The following is a 17558-nucleotide window of genomic DNA, read 5'->3' on the forward strand; positions in this document are numbered from 1 at the left end:
AGCCTCAGCGAGGTCCCTGTACCACCGAGAAGCGTGCCCCCTCCGGATCCGCCACCGTCGCCACGCGGCCGTGGGGGCTCTCGTGGGCCGGTTTCAGGATGTGGCCGCCGAGGGCGGTGAGGTGGGAGATCGTTTCGTCGGTGTCGGCCACCTCGAAGTACGTCATCCAGTGCGGGCCCCGGTCGCGGGGGAGGGAGTTGCCGACGCCGTGGATTCCGGCAACCGGGTGGCCGGCGATATGGAGGGTGACGTAGTCGAAGTCGGCGGAGACCACCGGCTCCTCCTCGTAGCCGAAGACCGTCTCGTAGAACTTGGTGACGCTCGCCGTCTCGAAGGTGATCAGCTCGTGCCAGGCCGGTGTGCCGGGGACGCCCGAGATGCCCGTGCCGCGGTGCGCTCCCGCCTGCCAGATGCCGAAGACCGCGCCGGAGGGGTCGGAAGCGATCGCCAGCCGGCCCGCGTCCTCCGCGTCCAGGGGGCCGACCCCGACCGTGCCGCCGCACAGCCGTACCGTCTCCGCGGTCAGGTCGACGTCGTCCGAGGCAAGGTAGGGCGTCCAGGCGACCGGGAGGTGGCGGTCGGGCGGAAGCTGGCCGATTCCGGCGACCTCCTCGCCGTCCAGCAGGGCCCTGACGTAGGGCCCGAGCTGCTTGGGACCGGGTTGGAATTCCCAACCGAACAGTTCGCCGTAGAAGTCCTGGGTCGTGGTCAGTCCGTGCACCATCAGGCTCACCCAGCAGGGCGTGCCGGGGGTGTGCGTCTCGCCGGTCATCGTCACTCTCTCCTCGACCCCTCGCGGCGGCCGTGTCGCCGCCGCTCTCCGGAACCCCGTGCCGATGCTCGCACCACCCGTGGCACGGCGCGCTCCGGGCGCGCCGCCGCTCCGTGGCCCGTGTCAGCAGAATGCCCGGTGTGCGGTTTCCCGTCCGTTTCTGCGCGATTGCCCACAGGTGTCGATCGGCTGTACAGCATGTGCCCGATCCCGTACGCCTCGTGATCGGGCCTGCCCGGCGGAGCAGAGTAGCCGGACATGGGCGATGCGGCCACCCCGTGCGCAAGGATGGTGGCCATGAACGCCATCATCTCCGCATCCGAACTCGTGAGCGAACTGGCGGGCGAGAACCCGCCGGTACTGCTCGACGTCCGCTGGCAGTTGAGCGTGGCCAAAGCGGCCGGAGAACCGCCCTTCGACGGCCGCGCCGAGTACGCGGCCGGGCACATCCCCGGCGCGGTCTTCGTCGACCTGGACAGGGAACTTGCCTCCGCCGCCGGTGCGCGCGGCCGGCATCCGCTGCCCGATGTCGCGGAGTTCGGTGCCGCGATGCGCCGGGCGGGTGTGTCGGCCGCCGCGCCGGTGGTCGTGTACGACGGGGGACAGGGCTGGGCGGCCGCCCGCGCATGGTGGCTGCTGCGCTGGACGGGTCACCCGGACGTGCGGGTCCTCGACGGCGGGTTGCCGACGTGGGAGGGGCCCCTGCAGTCGTCGGTGCCCGGTCCCGCTCGCGCCGAGGGCGACTTCCGACCGATGCCGGGACCCGCGGGGCTGCTCGACGCGGACGCGGCGGCGGCGCTGGCGCGGTCCGGGGTGCTGTTCGACGCGCGGGCGGGGGAGCGGTACCGGGGTGAGGTCGAGCCGATCGACCGGGTCGGCGGGCACATCCCGGGCGCCGTGTCCGCGCCGACGAACGAGAACGTGGGGCCGGACGGGCGTTTCCTGCCCGCGGAGGAGCTGGGCGCGCGCTTCAAGGCCCTCGGGGCGGGCGACGGCTCCGAGGTCGGGGTGTACTGCGGTTCGGGCGTCTCCGGGGCGCACGAGGTGCTGGCCCTGGCGGTCGCGGGGATTCCGGCGGCGCTGTACGTCGGTTCGTGGTCGGAGTGGTCGTCGGATCCGTCTCGGCCGGTCGCCTTGGGCCCGGACCCTCAGTGACCCGGCGCGGGGGCTGAGTGGGGGCGGCTCGCGCGGCCTGGCTGCCGCCCTCTTCGGGCATGAATGCCCGCAGCCAGGCGGCTGAAGGCGTGGCCGCGCCGCCCGGCCGTACCCCCGTCGCGCAAGCCGGAGGGCCCGCTGCCGAACGGCGCGGGCCCTCATCCTCGTACGGCCGTCTCCACAGCCGTACGAGCGACTACTCCTGCTTCTTGCGGCGCGTGCCGAACACGATTTCGTCCCAGCTCGGGACGGCCGCGCGGCGGCCGGGACGGACGCCGTCGGCCTCGGCCTGGCGGTCGGTGGAGCCGATGAGGCGGTCGCGGTGGCTGCCGACCGAACGGGGCATGAGGACGTCCGCGTAGGCCGAGCCGGCCGAGGCCGCCGGGGCCGGGGGTTCCTCCGCCTCGGGTTCGGCGGGGGGCTCCTCCATGGGCGGGGCGGGCTCCGACGGGCGCTCCGGAACCACCAGGTCGCCCCGGAAGCTCGGCACCGCCTCCAGCAGGCTGGTCAGCGAGTCCCGCTCGGCCGTGGCCTCTTCGACCGGATCGGGCGTCGGCACGGGCAGGCTCGGGCCCCGTTCGAGGGCACGGTCCAGCGGACGGTCGCGCGGCAGCCGCGCGATCCTCGGGACGAACGGAAAGCTGGGCTCCGGCACGGCGAGGTCGTCGGACTCGCCGATCAGCGAGCGCGCCTCCTCGTCGACGGCCTGGACGAGCCGCCGGGGCGGGTCGTACGTCCAGCTCGCCGAGTGCGGTTCGCCCGCGACCCGGTAGACCAGCAGGACTTCCCAGGTGCCGTCGTCGCGGCGCCACGAGTCCCACTGGACGGTGTCCTTCTCGACGCCGCGCAGCAGCAGGCGCTCCTGGACGGCCTCGCCGAGCTGGGGACCCGCGTTCTCGCCGGGGCGGCGGACGGGTGTCTTGCGTGCCCGCTCGGCCATGAACGCGCGCTCCGCGAGCACAGGGCCCTCGAAACGGCGTACGCGGTCCACGGGGATGCCGGCCATCTGCGCGACCTCTTCGGCCGTCGCACCGGCACGTATACGTGCCTGAATGTCACGGGGGCGGAGATGGCTCTCCACCTCGATCTCGATCTGGCCGAGGCGGGGACGGTCGCCGCGTACCGCGGCGCGCAGACGCTCGTCAATCGGAAGCGTGTACTCCGTGCTGTCCGCAGCCTTCAGCACCAGCCGTGTGCCGTCATTCGAGACGGCCACGACACGCAGTTCGGGCATGGGGACCTCCCGGGTGGTGCCTGCCGACGTCACGTGCGTCGCTGCTTCCGCTAGTCGAGTGTGACCTGCCCGGGTGCAGCCTGCCACAACCTTGCCGAGTTGCCCGGCGTGTCGGGCACGGGCCCTGGATCGCCGTTATGGCACGGTTACCTATTCGCAACGCTAAGTGACCAACTCCGTCACCCTGTGCAACTAGCCCCCTCCTGGCGGTCCTTGGAGTCGCGGACGCCCTGGCGGGAGACCGGATCCAGGGCTCGCAACAGTACTCCATTTGGACCACGTGCGTGGATTGGCGCGCCGCCCAACTTCTGGCAACAGACCGGACTTGACGGCCTCTCGCGCGAATTTGCGGATCTTGAACGTGGCGTACTTCACGGAATCACCAGAAACGGAACTATTGGTTTCGTGCGTACGTCCTTTTCTCGTGCAGTTGGTTGGTCAAGTGCGGGAAAGGCAGGCAAGATCCAGGAGTGCGTGGAAGGCCCGATATCGGGGAAAGTGGATCGATCTGAACGTCCCGCACCGGCGAACAGCTTCGCGAGGCGACGGTCCCTGCTGAGACGGTGTCGGACCAGACGCCCCCACCCTCAGGGGAGTTCACCGAAGGGTCTGTCTATCGCGGACTCCTCGTCGTCCTCGAAGTCCGGTGGCGGCACGCCCACTTCGACCGGCACGTGATCGGACAGAGGTACGGCATCCAGCCCGACGCCGACGCCCAGTAGGTCCGGGGACGCTACGACCCCAACACCCTCCGCAAGTAGTCGTTCTGGAACCGGCGATCAGGATCAAGCCGATCCCGCAGCGCGGTGAACTCGCCGAAGCGGGGGTAGACCCCGGCGAAGTGCTCGGCGTCGCGCGTGTGCACCTTGCCCCAGTGCGGACGCCCCTCGTGCGCGGTGAAGATGCGCTCGGCGGCGGTGAAGTACGCCTGGTAGGGCGTGCCCTTGACCATGTGCACGGCGATGTAGGCGCTGTCGCGGCCCGAGGCCGTGGACAGGGTGATGTCGTCGGCCGGCGCGGTGCGCACCTCGATCGGGAAGCTGACCTTGAGGCCGGAGCGCTCGACCATGGTCCTCAGTTCGCGCAGCGTCTCGGCGACGGCCTCGCGCGGGACGGCGTACTCCATCTCCACGAAGCGCACCCGGCGCGGTGATGTGAAGACCTTGTAGGGGATGTCCGTGTAGGTCCGCGAGGACAGGGCCTTGCTGGAGATCCGGGCGATCGTCGGGATCGTCCCGGGAGCCGCGCGGCCGACCCACTGGGCGACCTGGAAGACGCCGTTGGAGAGGAACTCGTCCTCGATCCAGCCCTGGATCTGCGGCACCGGCTTCTCCGGGCCCGCGCTGCGGTTGTTGCGCTTGGTGTTGGTGCTGCCGGTGTGCGGGAACCAGTAGAACTCGAAGTGCTCGTTCTCGGCCCACAGTTCGTCGAAGTCGGCCAGGACCTTGTCGAAGGGCATCGGCTCCTCGCGAGCCGTCAGCAGGAAGATCGGCTCCACGGCGAAGGTGATCGCGGTGACGATGCCGAGCGCGCCGAGGCCGATGCGGGCGGCGGCGAAGACTTCGGGGTTCTCCTTCTCGGAGCAGGCGAGCACCGAGCCGTCGGCGGTGACCAGTTCCAGGCCCTTGATCTGGGCGGCGATCGAAGCGGACTCACGGCCCGTGCCGTGCGTGCCGGTGCTGGTGGCGCCGGAGACGGTCTGCTCCATGATGTCGCCCATGTTCGTGAGCGACAGGCCCTCCCGCGCGAGAGCCATGTTGAGCCTCTTGAGCGGGGTCCCGGCCTCCACGGTGACCGTCCCGGCCTCGCGGTCGATGTCGCGGATGCCGGTCAACAGTTGAGGGCGGATCAACACACCGTCGGTGGCGGCGATCGAGGTGAAGGAGTGCCCGGTGCCGACGGCCTTCACCTTCAGGCCGTCGGCGGCCGCCTTCCGTACGGCGTCCGCGAGTTCCTCGACCGAGGCCGGAGTGACCTCCCGCGCGGGACGGGCGGCGACGTTTCCACCCCAGTTACGCCACGTGCCGTTCTTCCCGCTCGCTGTGCTGCTCAACGGTGCCTCCCCGACCCGGAGCCGGCCCCTTGAGCCGGCGGTACCCCAGAAAACCGACCACGACCGCGACGGCCCCGGACACCGCCGGAACCCCGTACCCGGCGCGCGCCCCTGCCGCGTCGATGACCCAGCCGGCCGCGGAGGAGCCGAGTGCGACCCCGACCGCGAGCCCGGTACTGATCCAGGTCATGCCCTCGGTCAGCTGCGCGCGTGGTACGTGCTGCTCGATGAGGGACATCGTGGTGATCATCGTGGGAGCGATGGCCAGGCCCGCAAGGAACAGCGCCACGGCCAGAAACGGCAAGTTTCCGACCAGTAGGAGGGGGATCATACTCACGGCCATCGCGCATATGCCCAGCAGCCAGCGAGGTTCGGGCGCCCCCTTGAAGTGCAGCAGCCCGAAGACGAGGCCGGCCGCGCAGGAGCCCGCCGCGTACAGGGCGAGCACGATGCTGGCGGCGCCCTTGTGGCCCTGCTCGTCGGCGAAGGCCACGGTGACCACGTCGACCGCACCGAAGATGGCCCCGGTCGCCACGAAGGTGGCCACCAGGACCTGCAGTCCGGGGGAGCGCAGGGCGCTGCCGCCGTCACCGTGCTTCTCGCGCGGGTGCGGTGCGGGCTCGGTGGCGCGCTGAGCGGTCAGCCAGAAGACGCCGACCGCCAGGAAGCAGGCCGCGAGCAGCGGCCCCGCCTCCGGGAACCACGCTGTGGACAGCCCGATCGAGATGATCGGTCCGAAGATGAAGCAGACCTCGTCGATCACCGACTCGAACGAGTACGCGGTGTGCAGCTGCGGTGTCCCGCCGTACAGCGCGGCCCACCGCGCGCGGATCATCGCGCCGATGCTCGGCACGCACCCGATGCCCGCGCTGAACACGTACAGCGTCCAGTCGGGCCACCTGTAGTGCGCCGCGAACAGCAGCCCGGCCGCCGAGACGAGCGCGATCAGCGTCGCCGGGCGCAGCACCCGCCGCTGCCCGTGCTGGTCCACCAGCCGCGAGACCTGCGGGCCCGCCACCGCCGCGGCCAGCGCCATGGTGGCCGACAGCGCGCCGGCGAGCCCGTACCGCCCGGTGAGCTGGGAGACCATGGTCACCACGCCGATGCCCATCATCGACAACGGCATCCGGCCGAGGAACCCCGCGGCGGAGAAACCCTTGCTGCCGGGGACGGCGAACAGGGCGAGGTAGGGGCTCGGCACGAGGGCCTCCGGTCGGACGGGATCGGCTGTGGATGCCGACAGTCCAGTAAGGCGTGAAGGCGTCGGATACAGCTTACGAGTTAGGTGACCCTAATGCACCTGGCGGGCCGGTCCCGGAACTCCGTCCGTCACCCCGCCGTTTCCCGGCTGTCAGTACCGGATGACAGGATCGACCCATGCGAGACGCGCTCGATGCCACCCCCTACGACGCCCTGCTCCTGCTCTCGTTCGGCGGCCCGGAGGGCCCGGACGACGTCGTCCCGTTCCTGGAGAACGTGACGCGAGGGCGCGGCATCCCCAAGGAACGCCTGAAGGAAGTCGGGCAGCACTACTTCCTGTTCGGCGGGGTCAGCCCCATCAACGACCAGAACCGCGCCCTGCTGGACGCCCTGCGCAAGGACTTCGCCGACCACGGCCTGGGCCTGCCGATCTACTGGGGCAACCGCAACTGGGCCCCGTACCTGACGGACACCCTGCGCGAGATGGTCGCCGACGGGCACCGCCGCATCCTGGTCCTCGCCACGAGCGCGTACGCCTCGTACTCGGGCTGCCGCCAGTACCGGGAGAACCTCGCCGACTCGCTGGCGGCGCTGGAGGCCGAGGGCGTCGAGCTCCCCCGGATCGACAAGCTGCGGCACTACTTCAACCACGAGGGCTTCCTGGAGCCCATGGTCGAGGGCGTTCTGCAGTCCCTCGCCGACCTCCCCGAGGACGTCCGGGACGGCGCGCACCTCGCCTTCTCGACCCACTCCATCCCGAACGCGTCGGCGGACACCTCCGGCCCCGTCGAGGGCCACGGCGACGGCGGCGCGTACGTGGAGCAGCACCTGGAGGTCTCGCGGCTGATCGCCGAGGCGGTCCGCGAGCGCACCGGCGTGGACCGCCCCTGGCAGCTCGTCTACCAGTCCCGCTCGGGAGCCCCGCACATCCCGTGGCTGGAGCCGGACATCTGCGACCACCTGGAGGAGCGCCACGCGTCCGGCGCCCCCGCGGTGGTGATCGCCCCCATCGGCTTCGTCTCCGACCACATGGAGGTCCTGTACGACCTCGACACGGAGGCCAAGGCCAAGGCGGAGGAGCTGGGGCTGCCGATGCGCCGCTCGGCCACGGTCGGCGCCGACCCGCGGTTCGCCGCCGCGATCCGCGACCTGGTCCTGGAGCGGTCCGCGGTCGAGCGCGGCCAGGAGGTCACGCCCTGCGCCCTCGGCGCACTCGGCGCGAGCCACAACCTCTGCCCGGTCGGCTGCTGCCCGTCCCGTGCCCCCCACCCCGCCGCCGCGGGCGCCGACAGCCCCTACGCGTGAGGAACCCCGTGACCGCCCCTCTGCACACGGAACTGCTTCGGCTCGCCCAGGAGGCCGCCCACAAGGCCGGCGCCCTCCTGAGGGACGGCCGCCCGGCCGACCTGGCGGTGGCCGCCACCAAGTCGAGCCCCATCGACGTCGTCACCGAGATGGACATCGCGGCGGAGAAACTGATCACCGACCTGATCGCCTCCCACCGCCCCGACGACGGCTTCCTCGGCGAGGAAGGCGCCTCCAGCGAGGGCACGAGCGGCATCCGCTGGGTGATCGACCCGCTCGACGGCACGGTCAACTACCTCTACGGACTGCCCACTTGGTCCGTCTCCATCGCGGCCGAGCAGGACGGCGAGACGGTCGTCGGAGTGGTGGCGGCCCCGATGCGCGGCGAGACATACCACGCGGTGAAGGGCGAGGGCGCCTGGGCCACGGGCGCGTGGGACGGCGAACGCAGGCTGGCCTGCCGCCCGGCACCACCCCTGGACCAGGCCCTGGTCTCGACGGGCTTCAACTACGTCCTGAAGGTCCGGGCCCACCAGGCCGAGGTCGCCCAGAAGCTGATCCCGCTCCTCCGGGACATCCGCCGCAGCGGATCGGCGGCGGTGGACCTGTGCGACGTGGCCGCGGGCCGCCTCGACGGCTACTACGAACGCGGCCTCAACGCCTGGGACCTCGCGGCGGGCGACCTGATCGCCCGGGAGGCGGGCGCCCTGACCGGTGGACGCCCCGGAGAGCGCCCCGCACGGGATCTGGCGATCGCCGGCACCCCGGGCGTCTTCGAGCCCCTTCAGCAGCTTCTGGAGGACTTCGGCGCCTGGCACGACTGACGGGCACCGACAGAACGCAAGCCAGTGGGCCCCGGTGCTGGATTCACCGGGGCCCACGGTCGTGCTCAAAAGCCGATCAGACGCTATGCGCTGACCTCCACGCCATGCTCGGCGGCTAGGCGGCGCAGGTCTTCGAGCTCGCCCTGCTCCACCTCGACGAGGAAGTCGTCGCCCTCGTTGCGAGCCCGCGTCAGGTCGGTCTCGGTCGCCCTTATGCGCTGCAGAAGTCCTGCGGTGAATGCGTCCATGCTGCGCCCCCTCGTCCTGGGTCGTGGGTCGGTGGCACGGGGGTGTGCCGTTCGGAAGGGGCGATCACGCCTCCAGCAGATGCCCAGCGCTGCCCTGCTGGGCGGCGGCGGCGCCGGACACCCACGCCCGCTCTGCGGAAAGCGGATTGCGGCGTGCCGCATGGTGCTGCGGCACATGCAGAGCGTGATCGCGGGGTGTAAAGCCGTCCTCCCCGCGCTCTCTTCCACGGAAACCTCAACCCGACGAGAAAATCTCGCATTCCCCGGCTTCACACCTGACCTTCACCCGGGCTCACACCTGGCCTTCAGACGGCCCTTCCCCGCCTTACAGCCGACTTATGGCCGAAAAGGGCAGGATGGAGGTCAACACACTCACCAAGGCCCCTGCTCGCGTGCCCTGACAGCGCTACGCGGGTGGACACAGGAAGGACAAGCGACGTGCGCGTACTCGTCGTCGAGGACGAGCAACTGCTCGCCGATGCGGTGGCCACCGGACTGCGCCGGGAGGCCATGGCCGTCGACGTCGTGTACGACGGTGCGGCCGCCCTGGAGCGCATCGGCGTCAACGACTACGACGTGGTCGTCCTCGACCGTGACCTCCCGCTGGTGCACGGCGACGACGTCTGCCGCAAGATCGTCGAGCTCGGCATGCCCACGCGCGTGCTGATGCTCACGGCGTCCGGCGACGTCAGCGACCGTGTCGAGGGCCTGGAGATCGGCGCCGACGACTATCTGCCCAAGCCCTTCGCGTTCAGCGAGCTGACGGCACGCGTGCGTGCCCTCGGCCGCCGCACCAGCATGCCGCTGCCGCCCGTCCTGGAGCGCGCCGGCATCAAGCTCGACCCGAACCGCCGCGAGGTCTTCCGGGACGGCAAGGAGGTGCAGCTCGCGCCCAAGGAGTTCGCCGTCCTGGAGGTGCTGATGCGCTCCGAGGGCGCGGTCGTCTCCGCGGAGCAGCTCCTGGAGAAGGCCTGGGACGAGAACACCGACCCGTTCACCAACGTCGTCCGGGTCACCGTCATGACCCTGCGCCGCAAGCTGGGCGAGCCGCCCGTCATCGTCACCGTGCCCGGCTCCGGCTACCGGATCTGATCCGCCGTGGCCGCCGCACCCGCGCCCCCCGGGGCGCCTCCGAAGCCCACCTGGGACCCGCGGCGGGTCGAGCCGCCGTTCCCCTGGCTGCGCCCGACCATCCGCATACGGCTCACGCTGCTGTACGGCGGCATGTTCCTGATCGCGGGCATCCTGCTGCTGTCGATCATCTATCTGCTGGCCGCGAACGCGCTGAACGTCGGCAGCGACCTGCCCTTCAAGGTCGTCACCGGCACGGTGTCCAGCGAGAACTGCAACATCGTGTCCACCCAGCTGTCGGCGGCCGAGCTCAACCACGCGCTCAACGAGTGTGTGAACGAGCAGCGCCAGCACGCCCTCGACAACCTCCTCAGCCGCTCTCTCCTCGCCCTTCTCGGCCTCGCGATCATCGCTTTCGCGTTCGGGTACGCCATGGCCGGCCGGGTCCTGTCGCCGCTGGGCCGGATCACCCGGACCGCACGCGCGGTGGCCGGCTCGGACCTGGCGCGGCGGATCGAGCTGGACGGCCCGGACGACGAGCTGAAGGAGCTGGCCGACACCTTCGACGACATGCTGGAGCGCCTGGAGCGGGCCTTCACGGCCCAGCAGAGGTTCGTCGGCAACGCCTCGCACGAGCTGAGAACACCCCTCGCGATCAACCGCACGCTGCTCGAGGTGCATCTCTCCGACCCGGGCGCCCCGGTGGAGCTCCAGCAGCTCGGCAAGACGCTGCTGGCCACCAACGAGCGCAGTGAGCAGCTCGTGGAGGGTCTGCTGCTGCTCGCCCGCAGCGACAACCAGATCATCGAACGCAAGCCCGTGGACCTCGCCGAGGTCGCTGAGCAGGCCGTCGACCAGGTGCACGCGGAGGCTGCGGCCAAGGGCGTCGTGATCCGCGGCGAGCGGCAGTCCGGGGTCGTCCAGGGCAACGGCGTGCTGCTGGAGCGGATCGCGCTGAACCTCGTTCAGAACGCCGTGCGGTACAACGTGCAGGAGGACGGCTGGGTCGAGGTCACCACCGAGGTCCTGCACGGTCAGGCGGTTCTGGTCGTGTCGAACACGGGCCCGGTCGTTCCGGCGTACGAGATCGACAACCTCTTCGAGCCGTTCAAGCGGCTCCGGGGCGCCGATCGCACCGGCAGCGACAAGGGTGTCGGTCTCGGACTGTCCATCGTCCGCTCGGTTGCCCGGGCGCACGGCGGGCACATCTACGCACAGCCGCGCGAGGGGGGAGGCCTCGTGATGCGGGTCACCCTGCCGATCTGAGATCATGTCGCCGACACACGGGGATGTTCGCTTTGCGCGGAATTTTCTGGGCACTCGTCGAGCCGCCCCGTGTGTGATCGATCACAAGGGCGAATTTCCGGCCATCTACTGTCAGTGATCAGGAATGCTGTCGGAAAGCCGGGAAAGTCCGGGTTTTCGAGGGGCTTGATCACGGGAAGTACACGGTGAGACGCCTTTGAAGTGCGGCATTCGGACCGTGTACGGTCCCCATCGCCATCCCAGCCGATCACTCATGAGGAGTCCGGTTGGGTGTCGATTGAGTAACAGACCTTGATGTGAGGCAAAATCTCCGCCTCGGGTCGGGCACAAGTCCGGCCTCTCACGCGTTACGTGCGCTGGAGACACCGCAGACACCCAGAGGGGGAGAGCGACATGGCAACGGATTACGACACCCCACGCAAGACCGACGACGACGTCGACTCGGACAGTCTTGAAGAACTGAAGGCCAGGAGGAACGACAAGTCGACCTCCGCAGTGGACGTCGACGAGTTCGAGGCCGCCGAGGGCCTGGAGCTGCCTGGAGCGGACCTCTCGAACGAGGAGCTGGCCGTCCGGGTACTGCCCAAGCAGCAGGACGAGTTCACTTGCATGAGCTGCTTCCTGGTGCACCACCGCAGCCAGCTGGCCCGAGAGAAGAACGGTCAGCCGATCTGCCGCGACTGCGACTGAGGACGGGTCGGCCGTGACTGGCTCGACCCCTCCTTGGAAGCGCCGCTCCCCCCTGCCGGGAGCGGACCAAGGGCCGTCCGACGGCCCTCACGGTGCGCGTGACGACGAGCGGGGCTCATCAGGTACGGGAGCCTCGCTCGAACCCGCGGCCGCCCGGGGTGACCTCCCGGCGCCCGCGGACCATCCCGCGCCCGTCGCCAGGCGACGGGTCGCGGTGATGCGCGACAAGGTCGGGGAAGGCGTCCGCAAAGGCGGCAGCCGCGCCAGGGCGGGCTTGGCGTACCTCGCCGACCGGATCATCGACATCGCCCCGCGGATCCCCGTACGCGACCTCCAGGCGCTCCGCAGGCAGTTCCCGGGCCTCGGGCCCGAGCAGCTCGCCGACAAACTCGTGGCGGGCGCCGCGAACGCCTCCTCGACCGTCGGAGCCGGGGTCGGCGCGGCGGCGATGCTGCCTGTCCCGCCGGCGATGCCGACGGAGCTGGCCGCGGAGATCACCGGGGTCGCGGCGATCGAGCTGAAGCTGATCGCCGAGCTCCACGAGGTCTACGGCGTGCGACCGCCGGGTGGCCTCAAGGACCGCAGCACCGCGTATCTGAACTCCTGGTCGGGAGAGCGCGGCATCGACGTGACCAAGCCGTCGACGATCAACTCCGCTCTCAGCGGCCAGATGAAGCAGCAGCTGCGGCAGCAGATCATGAAGCGGACGGTCCGGAACCTGCCGAACCTGATGCCGTTCATGGTCGGCGCGGCCGTGGGCGCGGTCATGAACCGCAGAGACACCAAGAAGCTCGCGGCACGCATCCGCGCGGACCTGCGCAAGATCCAGGTGCCCTGGGAGGCACTCGACGCGCTCCCGCCGCTGGAGGCGCCGGCGCATCCCCTGGAGATCGGGGACATCGCGAAGGAACTCGGGCGGGGACACGGCGAGGGCCGCGGAACCCGGTAAGAGTTCCGTGAGATTCCGGGACCCGTGAGAAAGCGGGTCCGCGCGGAGTGAAACCTCGCGCGAACGTTCTAGGCGGAGTCCCGCGCCTGCTTGATCGCCTCCGCCAGCCGCTCCGGCTCCCGCGTCGACAGATACAGGTACGGCGTCGGGTCCTGAGGGTCCGTGACCTCCACGCGCAGCGCCGTCGGGATATAGGCGCGCAGCAGCAGGAAGGCGCGGGTGTCGGCCTTGTACGTGCGCCAGGCGCGAGCCTCCTCCGCGTCCAGTACCTCCGCCGCACCCAGTGCCGTGACCGGGATCTTCGCCTCGCCGGCGATCAGCGAGCCGCCCACCACGCGGATGCGGAGCGAGCCGTACGAGCTGGCGGCGACGGCCGCGACCGCGGTGCCGCCGACCAGGCCGCCGAGCAGCGGCAGCGTGCCGAACGGCAACAGGATCAGAGCGAAGGAAACCCCCACCAGGAACGAGATGAGCCACCACGAGCGGGGGGCGGTGAGGCGTTCTTCGTAGGGGGCGGCGGAGAGCTGCATGGAGCCAAGCTTGGCACGGTGTGAGAGGAAGGCCGACGCGCGGGTAAGGTCTGCGGCTGTGAGTGGTAGTTCCGCAGCTCTTCAGCCTCCCGCCGACGCCGTGCAGCCGGTGCGTCACCCCGACGCGCCCGCACCCGGTGAGCTCCTCGGCGCGCACTACGGCCAGTGCTTCGGCTGCGGCGGCGAGCAGGCCCACGGACTGCACCTGGAGGCCCGGGCCGGCGAAGGGGTCTCGGTCACCGCCGAGTTCACCGTGCGGCCCGCCCACCAGGGCGCACCGGGCCTCGCGCACGGCGGCGTGCTCGCGACCGCCCTCGACGAGACCCTCGGCTCGCTGAACTGGCTGCTGCGGACGATCGCGGTGACCGGACGGCTGGAGACCGACTTCGCGCGGCCCGTCCCGGTGGGCACGGTGCTGTATCTGGAGGCCGAGGTGACGGCCGTCGCGGGACGGAAGATCTACTCGACCGCCACCGGACGGATCGGCGGCCCCGACGGGCCCGTCGCCGTCCGTGCCGAGGCGCTCTTCGTCGAGGTGAAGGTCGACCACTTCATCGACAACGGCCGCCCGGAGGAGATCCGGGCCGCCATGGACGACCCGGACCAGGTCCGGCGTGCCCGTGCCTTCGAGGTGAACCCGTGAGTCGTGAATCCCTGAGCGTGCTGATCCGGCGCGTCGACCCCGACGTACCGCTTCCGTCGTACGCGCACCCCGGCGACGCGGGAGCCGATCTGCGCACCACCGAGAGCCGTGAACTGAAGCCGGGCGAGCGGGCCGTGCTGCCCACCGGGGTGTCTGTGGCTCTCCCGGAGGGGTACGCGGCCTTCGTGCACCCCCGATCCGGCCTCGCCGCCCGCTGCGGTGTCGCTCTCGTGAATGCCCCAGGGACGGTTGATGCCGGGTACCGTGGGGAGATCAAGGTGATCGTGGTGAATCTCGACCCGCGTGAGGTGGTGCGGTTCGAGCGCTTCGACCGGATCGCCCAACTGGTCGTCCAGCAGGTCGAACGGGTCCGCTTCCAGGAGGTCGCGGAACTTCCCGACTCGGCGCGGGCCGAAGGGGGCTTCGGGTCCACCGGAGGTCATGCCGCGGTGGCCGGGGCGAGCAGCACAAGCGGTCAGGCCGCCGACGGCGGCACAACGGGTGGGAATCGATACGCTTCGGTCGTATCCGACCGGGAAGGACAGTGACGTGTTCGGACGTCGCAAGAAGAAGGGTGCCGCCGAGGACGCGGCCGGCGAGGCCGAGCAGGTCGTCGACAGTGTCGACACTGAGGCGGACGACGAGGACGGCGCGCGTGAGCGCGTGAGGCTCGAGCCCGAGCCGCGGCCCGACGGGCCCTGGGACGACACCGAGGTGCGCGAGCCCGGCGAGGGCCGCGTGGACCTGGGCGGACTCTTCGTGCCCGGCGTCGACGGCATGGAGCTGCGGGTCGAGGTCGCGGGTGACGCGATCGTCGCGGCGACCGTCGTGCTGCGCGACAGCGCCGTCCAGCTGCAGGCTTTCGCCGCTCCCAAGCGCGAGGGCATCTGGGGCGAGGTGCGCGAGGAGATCGCCACCGGCATCACTCAGCAGGGCGGCATCGTCGATGAGGTCGAGGGTCCGCTGGGCTGGGAGCTGCGGGCCCAGGTGCCGGTGCAGCTGCCGGACGGCACGGGCGGTTTCCAGGTCGTGCGGTTCGTCGGTGTGGACGGTCCGCGCTGGTTCCTGCGCGGTGTGATCTCGGGCCAGGGCGCGGTGCAGCCGCAGGCCGCGGGTCTTCTCGAGCAGATCTTCCGGGACACGGTCGTGGTCCGCGGCGAGGGCCCGATGGCCCCTCGCGACCCGATCGTCCTCAAGCTGCCGAACGACGCCCAGATGGTCCCCGAGGGTGTCCAGCAGCAGGAACAGGAGGGCTCCCGCTTCTCCGGCGGCATGGGCCAGCTCCAGCGCGGCCCGGAGATCACCGAGGTCCGCTAGGCGCTTCGCGGGAGAGCCGCGAGGGTGGTCAGTCGCCTGCGGATCCGTCGTGGCTTGTCGCGCAGTTCCCCGCGCCCCTTTAGGGCACTACAAGGGCCGTATCCCATTGAGGATGCGGCCCTTGCGCATGCGTGCAGTCTTGACGGCGCATTGGTCTGTACCTACTGTCTCCGGCCAACGCGTCTGTTCATAAAGGCGCTTCACGTTCATATACGAGAACGGAAGGCCCCCACGCATGCGCAGAACCGCTCTCCTCGCTGCCGTCGCCGCGCTCGTCGCCGGTGCCCTCGCCTGGCCCGCCGACGCCGCTCCCACCACCTTCACCCACCCCGGAGTCACCGTCTCCAAGGGGCAGTTGGACTTCGCCCGATCCAAGGTCAACGCCGGCGCCCAGCCCTGGAAGGGCGCCTACGACCAGATGATGGCGAGCAGATACGCCGATCCGAACCGCACGCCCAAGCCCCGCGCGGTCGTCGAGTGCGGCTCGTACTCGAACCCCAACTACGGCTGCACCGACGAGCGCGAGGACGCCATAGCCGCGTACACGCAGGCGCTCGCCTGGTACATCACCCGCGACGAGCGCTACGCGAAGAAGTCGATCCAGCTGATGGACGCCTGGTCGGCTGTCATCACGGACCACACCAACAGCAACGCGCCCCTCCAGACCGGCTGGGCCGGCTCCTCCTGGCCGAAGGCGGCCGAGATCATCAAGCACACGTACACAGGCGGCTGGGCCAACTCCGGGCGCTTCGCGACCATGCTCCGCAACGTCTACCTCCCGGAGATCGTCAACGGCTCCAACTCCAACGGCAATTGGGAGCTGTCGATGATGGAGGCCGCCGTCGGCATCTCCGTCTTCCTGGAGGACGGGACGTCGTACGACAAGGCCATGGCGAAGTTCCGCAGCCGCACCGCCGCCTACGTCTATCTCGCCTCCGACGGTGATCTGCCGAAGACCGTGCCGAGCCAGAACCTCGACACCCGGGACAAGGTCGTCAAGTACTGGCAGGGGCAGTCCACCTTCGTCACCGGCCTCACCCAGGAGACCTGCCGCGATTTCACGCACACCGGGTACGGCATCTCCGCGATCTCGCACGTCGCCGAGACCAGCCGCATTCAGGGGCAGGACCTGTACGGCACCGACGTGGGCGAGCGGCTGCGGCAGGCGCTCGGGTTCCAGGCCAAGTACGAGCTGGGTGCGGCCGTGCCGAGCTGGCTGTGCGGTGGGTCGCTGCATCCGGGCCTCGGGCCGGTCACCGAGGTCGGCTACAACGCCCTGCACAACAGGCTTGGCATGGGCATGACTAACACGCAGACGCTGACCGAGCGGAACCGCCCGGCCGGCAGCAACAACCTGTTCGTGGCCTGGGAGACCCTCACCCACGGGGACAACCTGAGCTGAAACCGTTGATCGGCCGGGCGTCCGGTGGGGATACTGGCGCCCGGTCGAAGGCTTCACGGGGGAGTGGCAGATGAGCCAGGTGGTCACCGAGACCATGGTGCGGGTCGAGAACGTCCACAAGTCCTTCGGGCGCGGAGCCGGCGTCGTCCACGCCCTGCGCGGGGTCTCCCTGGAGGTGCCCCGCGGTGAACTCGTCGCCCTGAAGGGGCGGTCGGGGTCCGGGAAGACCACGCTCCTCAACATCGTCGGCGGACTCGACACCCCGGACGAGGGGCGCATCGAGGTCGACGGCCGCGACCTCGCCGGGCTCGACGAGGACGGGCTGCTCGCCCTGCGCCGCGACAGCATCGGCTTCGTCTTCCAGTCCTTCGGGCTCATCCCGATCCTCACCGCCGCCGAGAACGTCGGCGTCCCGATGCGGCTGCGCCGGGCCGAGGCACGCGCGCGTGAGGAGCGCGTCGAGCTGCTGCTGTCCCTGGTGGGCCTCGCCGACCACGCGGCACAGCGGCCCACCGAGCTCTCCGGCGGCCAGCAACAGCGCGTCGCCATCGCCCGCGCCCTCGCCAACAGCCCCTCGCTCCTGATCGCCGACGAACCGACCGGCCAGCTCGACGCGGAGACCGGGCACGCCGTCATGGAGCTGCTGCGGGCCGTCGTACGCAGCGAGAACGTCACCGCACTGGTCGCCACGCACGACGCGACCCTGCTGGATCTCGCCGACCGGGTGCTGGAGCTGGGCGACGGGGAGATCGTCGAGGTCTAGACGGGGAGACCGTGGAGGTCCAGCCGTCGCGGGTGTGCCGTAAGGGTTGCGTCAAAGACGACCCCGGCGGCACCCCTCCGTCCCATTTGCCGCAATTGCTGGCCGTAAGGTCGACGCTGCGCAGGCAGTAATGACC

The 17558-nt window shown here is 70.4% G+C and carries 19 protein-coding genes; 13 read left to right on the forward strand and 6 right to left on the reverse strand.

Going from position 1 to position 17558, the window contains the following annotated elements:
• Positions 1–4: 4 nt before the first annotated feature.
• Positions 5–772, reverse strand: coding sequence for a VOC family protein (locus OHU89_RS36410; RefSeq protein ID WP_405649208.1), 768 nt, complete (start codon positions 770–772; stop codon positions 5–7).
• Positions 773–1069: 297 nt separating this feature from the next.
• Here OHU89_RS36410 and OHU89_RS36415 point away from each other — a divergent pair, with 297 nt between their 5' ends.
• Positions 1070–1927 (forward strand): sulfurtransferase, encoded by an 858-nt coding sequence (locus OHU89_RS36415; protein ID WP_405649209.1) that lies wholly within the window; start codon positions 1070–1072, stop codon positions 1925–1927.
• A gap of 196 nt (positions 1928–2123) precedes the next feature.
• Here OHU89_RS36415 and sepH read toward each other — a convergent pair whose 3' ends face one another.
• Positions 2124–3161: a septation protein SepH gene (sepH, locus tag OHU89_RS36420; RefSeq protein WP_405649210.1), complete on the reverse strand. Its 1038-nt coding sequence runs from the start codon at positions 3159–3161 to the stop codon at positions 2124–2126.
• A gap of 563 nt (positions 3162–3724) precedes the next feature.
• Here sepH and OHU89_RS36425 point away from each other — a divergent pair.
• The gene (locus tag OHU89_RS36425) at positions 3725–3883 is read left to right on the forward strand and encodes a hypothetical protein (protein ID WP_405649212.1); all 159 of its coding nucleotides are present in this window, start codon (positions 3725–3727) and stop codon (positions 3881–3883) included.
• An 11-nt stretch (positions 3884–3894) separates the two neighbouring features.
• On the opposite strand, the gene OHU89_RS36430 is transcribed toward OHU89_RS36425, so the two are convergent.
• Together OHU89_RS36430 and OHU89_RS36435 are read right to left on the reverse strand one after the other, a co-directional pair.
• Positions 3895–5214, reverse strand: coding sequence for a D-arabinono-1,4-lactone oxidase (locus OHU89_RS36430; protein ID WP_405649214.1), 1320 nt, complete (start codon positions 5212–5214; stop codon positions 3895–3897).
• Complete coding sequence (locus OHU89_RS36435) at positions 5174–6415, reverse strand: MFS transporter (RefSeq protein WP_405649215.1); 1242 nt, start codon at positions 6413–6415, stop codon at positions 5174–5176. The genes OHU89_RS36430 and OHU89_RS36435 overlap by 41 nt, the downstream gene beginning before the upstream one ends.
• A gap of 176 nt (positions 6416–6591) precedes the next feature.
• Here OHU89_RS36435 and OHU89_RS36440 point away from each other — a divergent pair, with 176 nt between their 5' ends.
• Positions 6592–7719 carry a ferrochelatase gene (locus OHU89_RS36440; RefSeq protein ID WP_405649216.1) on the forward strand — a complete coding sequence of 376 codons (1128 nt, stop codon included), beginning with the start codon at positions 6592–6594 and terminating at the stop codon, positions 7717–7719.
• 8 nt (positions 7720–7727) lie between these two features.
• Positions 7728–8543, forward strand: a complete 816-nt coding sequence (locus tag OHU89_RS36445) for an inositol monophosphatase family protein (RefSeq protein WP_405649217.1) — start codon at positions 7728–7730, stop codon at positions 8541–8543.
• An 83-nt stretch (positions 8544–8626) separates the two neighbouring features.
• On the opposite strand, the gene OHU89_RS36450 is transcribed toward OHU89_RS36445, so the two are convergent.
• Entirely contained in the window at positions 8627–8791 is a 165-nt protein-coding gene (locus tag OHU89_RS36450; protein ID WP_199924513.1) for a hypothetical protein, read from the reverse strand.
• Between the two features lie 438 nt (positions 8792–9229).
• On the opposite strand from OHU89_RS36450, the gene OHU89_RS36455 reads away from it, so the two are divergent.
• The 4 genes from OHU89_RS36455 (at position 9230) to OHU89_RS36470 (ending at position 12767) form a co-directional block, all read left to right on the forward strand.
• Positions 9230–9883, forward strand: coding sequence for a response regulator transcription factor (locus OHU89_RS36455; protein ID WP_046257092.1), 654 nt, complete (start codon positions 9230–9232; stop codon positions 9881–9883).
• Positions 9884–9889: 6 nt separating this feature from the next.
• Entirely contained in the window at positions 9890–11128 is a 1239-nt protein-coding gene (locus OHU89_RS36460) for a sensor histidine kinase (protein ID WP_405649219.1), read from the forward strand.
• Positions 11129–11521: 393 nt separating this feature from the next.
• On the forward strand, positions 11522–11818 hold the full coding sequence (locus OHU89_RS36465; RefSeq protein ID WP_005481602.1) for a DUF4193 domain-containing protein: 297 nt from the start codon (positions 11522–11524) through the stop codon (positions 11816–11818).
• Positions 11819–11831: 13 nt separating this feature from the next.
• Positions 11832–12767, forward strand: coding sequence for a hypothetical protein (locus tag OHU89_RS36470; RefSeq protein ID WP_405649220.1), 936 nt, complete (start codon positions 11832–11834; stop codon positions 12765–12767).
• 68 nt (positions 12768–12835) lie between these two features.
• On the opposite strand, the gene OHU89_RS36475 is transcribed toward OHU89_RS36470, so the two are convergent.
• Positions 12836–13297 carry a DUF3093 domain-containing protein gene (locus tag OHU89_RS36475; RefSeq protein WP_405649221.1) on the reverse strand — a complete coding sequence of 154 codons (462 nt, stop codon included), beginning with the start codon at positions 13295–13297 and terminating at the stop codon, positions 12836–12838.
• Positions 13298–13355: 58 nt separating this feature from the next.
• Here OHU89_RS36475 and OHU89_RS36480 point away from each other — a divergent pair, with 58 nt between their 5' ends.
• The 5 genes from OHU89_RS36480 to OHU89_RS36500 all read left to right on the forward strand — a co-directional run bounded on the left by OHU89_RS36480 (position 13356) and on the right by OHU89_RS36500 (position 17422).
• Positions 13356–13940, forward strand: coding sequence for a PaaI family thioesterase (locus OHU89_RS36480; RefSeq protein ID WP_266887069.1), 585 nt, complete (start codon positions 13356–13358; stop codon positions 13938–13940).
• Positions 13937–14488, forward strand: a complete 552-nt coding sequence (gene dut / locus OHU89_RS36485; RefSeq protein ID WP_405649222.1) for a dUTP diphosphatase — start codon at positions 13937–13939, stop codon at positions 14486–14488. The genes OHU89_RS36480 and dut overlap by 4 nt, the downstream gene beginning before the upstream one ends.
• A gap of 1 nt (position 14489) precedes the next feature.
• The gene (locus tag OHU89_RS36490) at positions 14490–15257 is read left to right on the forward strand and encodes a DUF3710 domain-containing protein (protein ID WP_307024912.1); all 768 of its coding nucleotides are present in this window, start codon (positions 14490–14492) and stop codon (positions 15255–15257) included.
• A 235-nt stretch (positions 15258–15492) separates the two neighbouring features.
• Positions 15493–16659: an alginate lyase family protein gene (locus OHU89_RS36495; RefSeq protein WP_405649223.1), complete on the forward strand. Its 1167-nt coding sequence runs from the start codon at positions 15493–15495 to the stop codon at positions 16657–16659.
• Positions 16660–16729: 70 nt separating this feature from the next.
• Positions 16730–17422 carry an ABC transporter ATP-binding protein gene (locus tag OHU89_RS36500; RefSeq protein WP_405649224.1) on the forward strand — a complete coding sequence of 231 codons (693 nt, stop codon included), beginning with the start codon at positions 16730–16732 and terminating at the stop codon, positions 17420–17422.
• Positions 17423–17558 lie beyond the last annotated feature (136 nt).

The sequence above is a fragment of the Streptomyces sp. NBC_00019 genome (genome assembly GCF_045041015.1).
Classification (GTDB): domain Bacteria; phylum Actinomycetota; class Actinomycetes; order Streptomycetales; family Streptomycetaceae; genus Streptomyces.

Coding starts and splice junctions, on each gene's coding strand:
- OHU89_RS36410 (WP_405649208.1), bottom strand. CDS start 772: ATGACCGGCGAGACGCACACCCCCGGCACGCCCTGCTGGGTGAGCCTG.
- OHU89_RS36415 (WP_405649209.1), top strand. CDS start 1,070: ATGAACGCCATCATCTCCGCATCCGAACTCGTGAGCGAACTGGCGGGC.
- sepH (WP_405649210.1), bottom strand. CDS start 3,161: ATGCCCGAACTGCGTGTCGTGGCCGTCTCGAATGACGGCACACGGCTG.
- OHU89_RS36440 (WP_405649216.1), top strand. CDS start 6,592: ATGCGAGACGCGCTCGATGCCACCCCCTACGACGCCCTGCTCCTGCTC.
- OHU89_RS36450 (WP_199924513.1), bottom strand. CDS start 8,791: ATGGACGCATTCACCGCAGGACTTCTGCAGCGCATAAGGGCGACCGAG.
- OHU89_RS36465 (WP_005481602.1), top strand. CDS start 11,522: ATGGCAACGGATTACGACACCCCACGCAAGACCGACGACGACGTCGAC.
- OHU89_RS36475 (WP_405649221.1), bottom strand. CDS start 13,297: ATGCAGCTCTCCGCCGCCCCCTACGAAGAACGCCTCACCGCCCCCCGC.
- OHU89_RS36495 (WP_405649223.1), top strand. CDS start 15,493: ATGCGCAGAACCGCTCTCCTCGCTGCCGTCGCCGCGCTCGTCGCCGGT.
- OHU89_RS36500 (WP_405649224.1), top strand. CDS start 16,730: ATGAGCCAGGTGGTCACCGAGACCATGGTGCGGGTCGAGAACGTCCAC.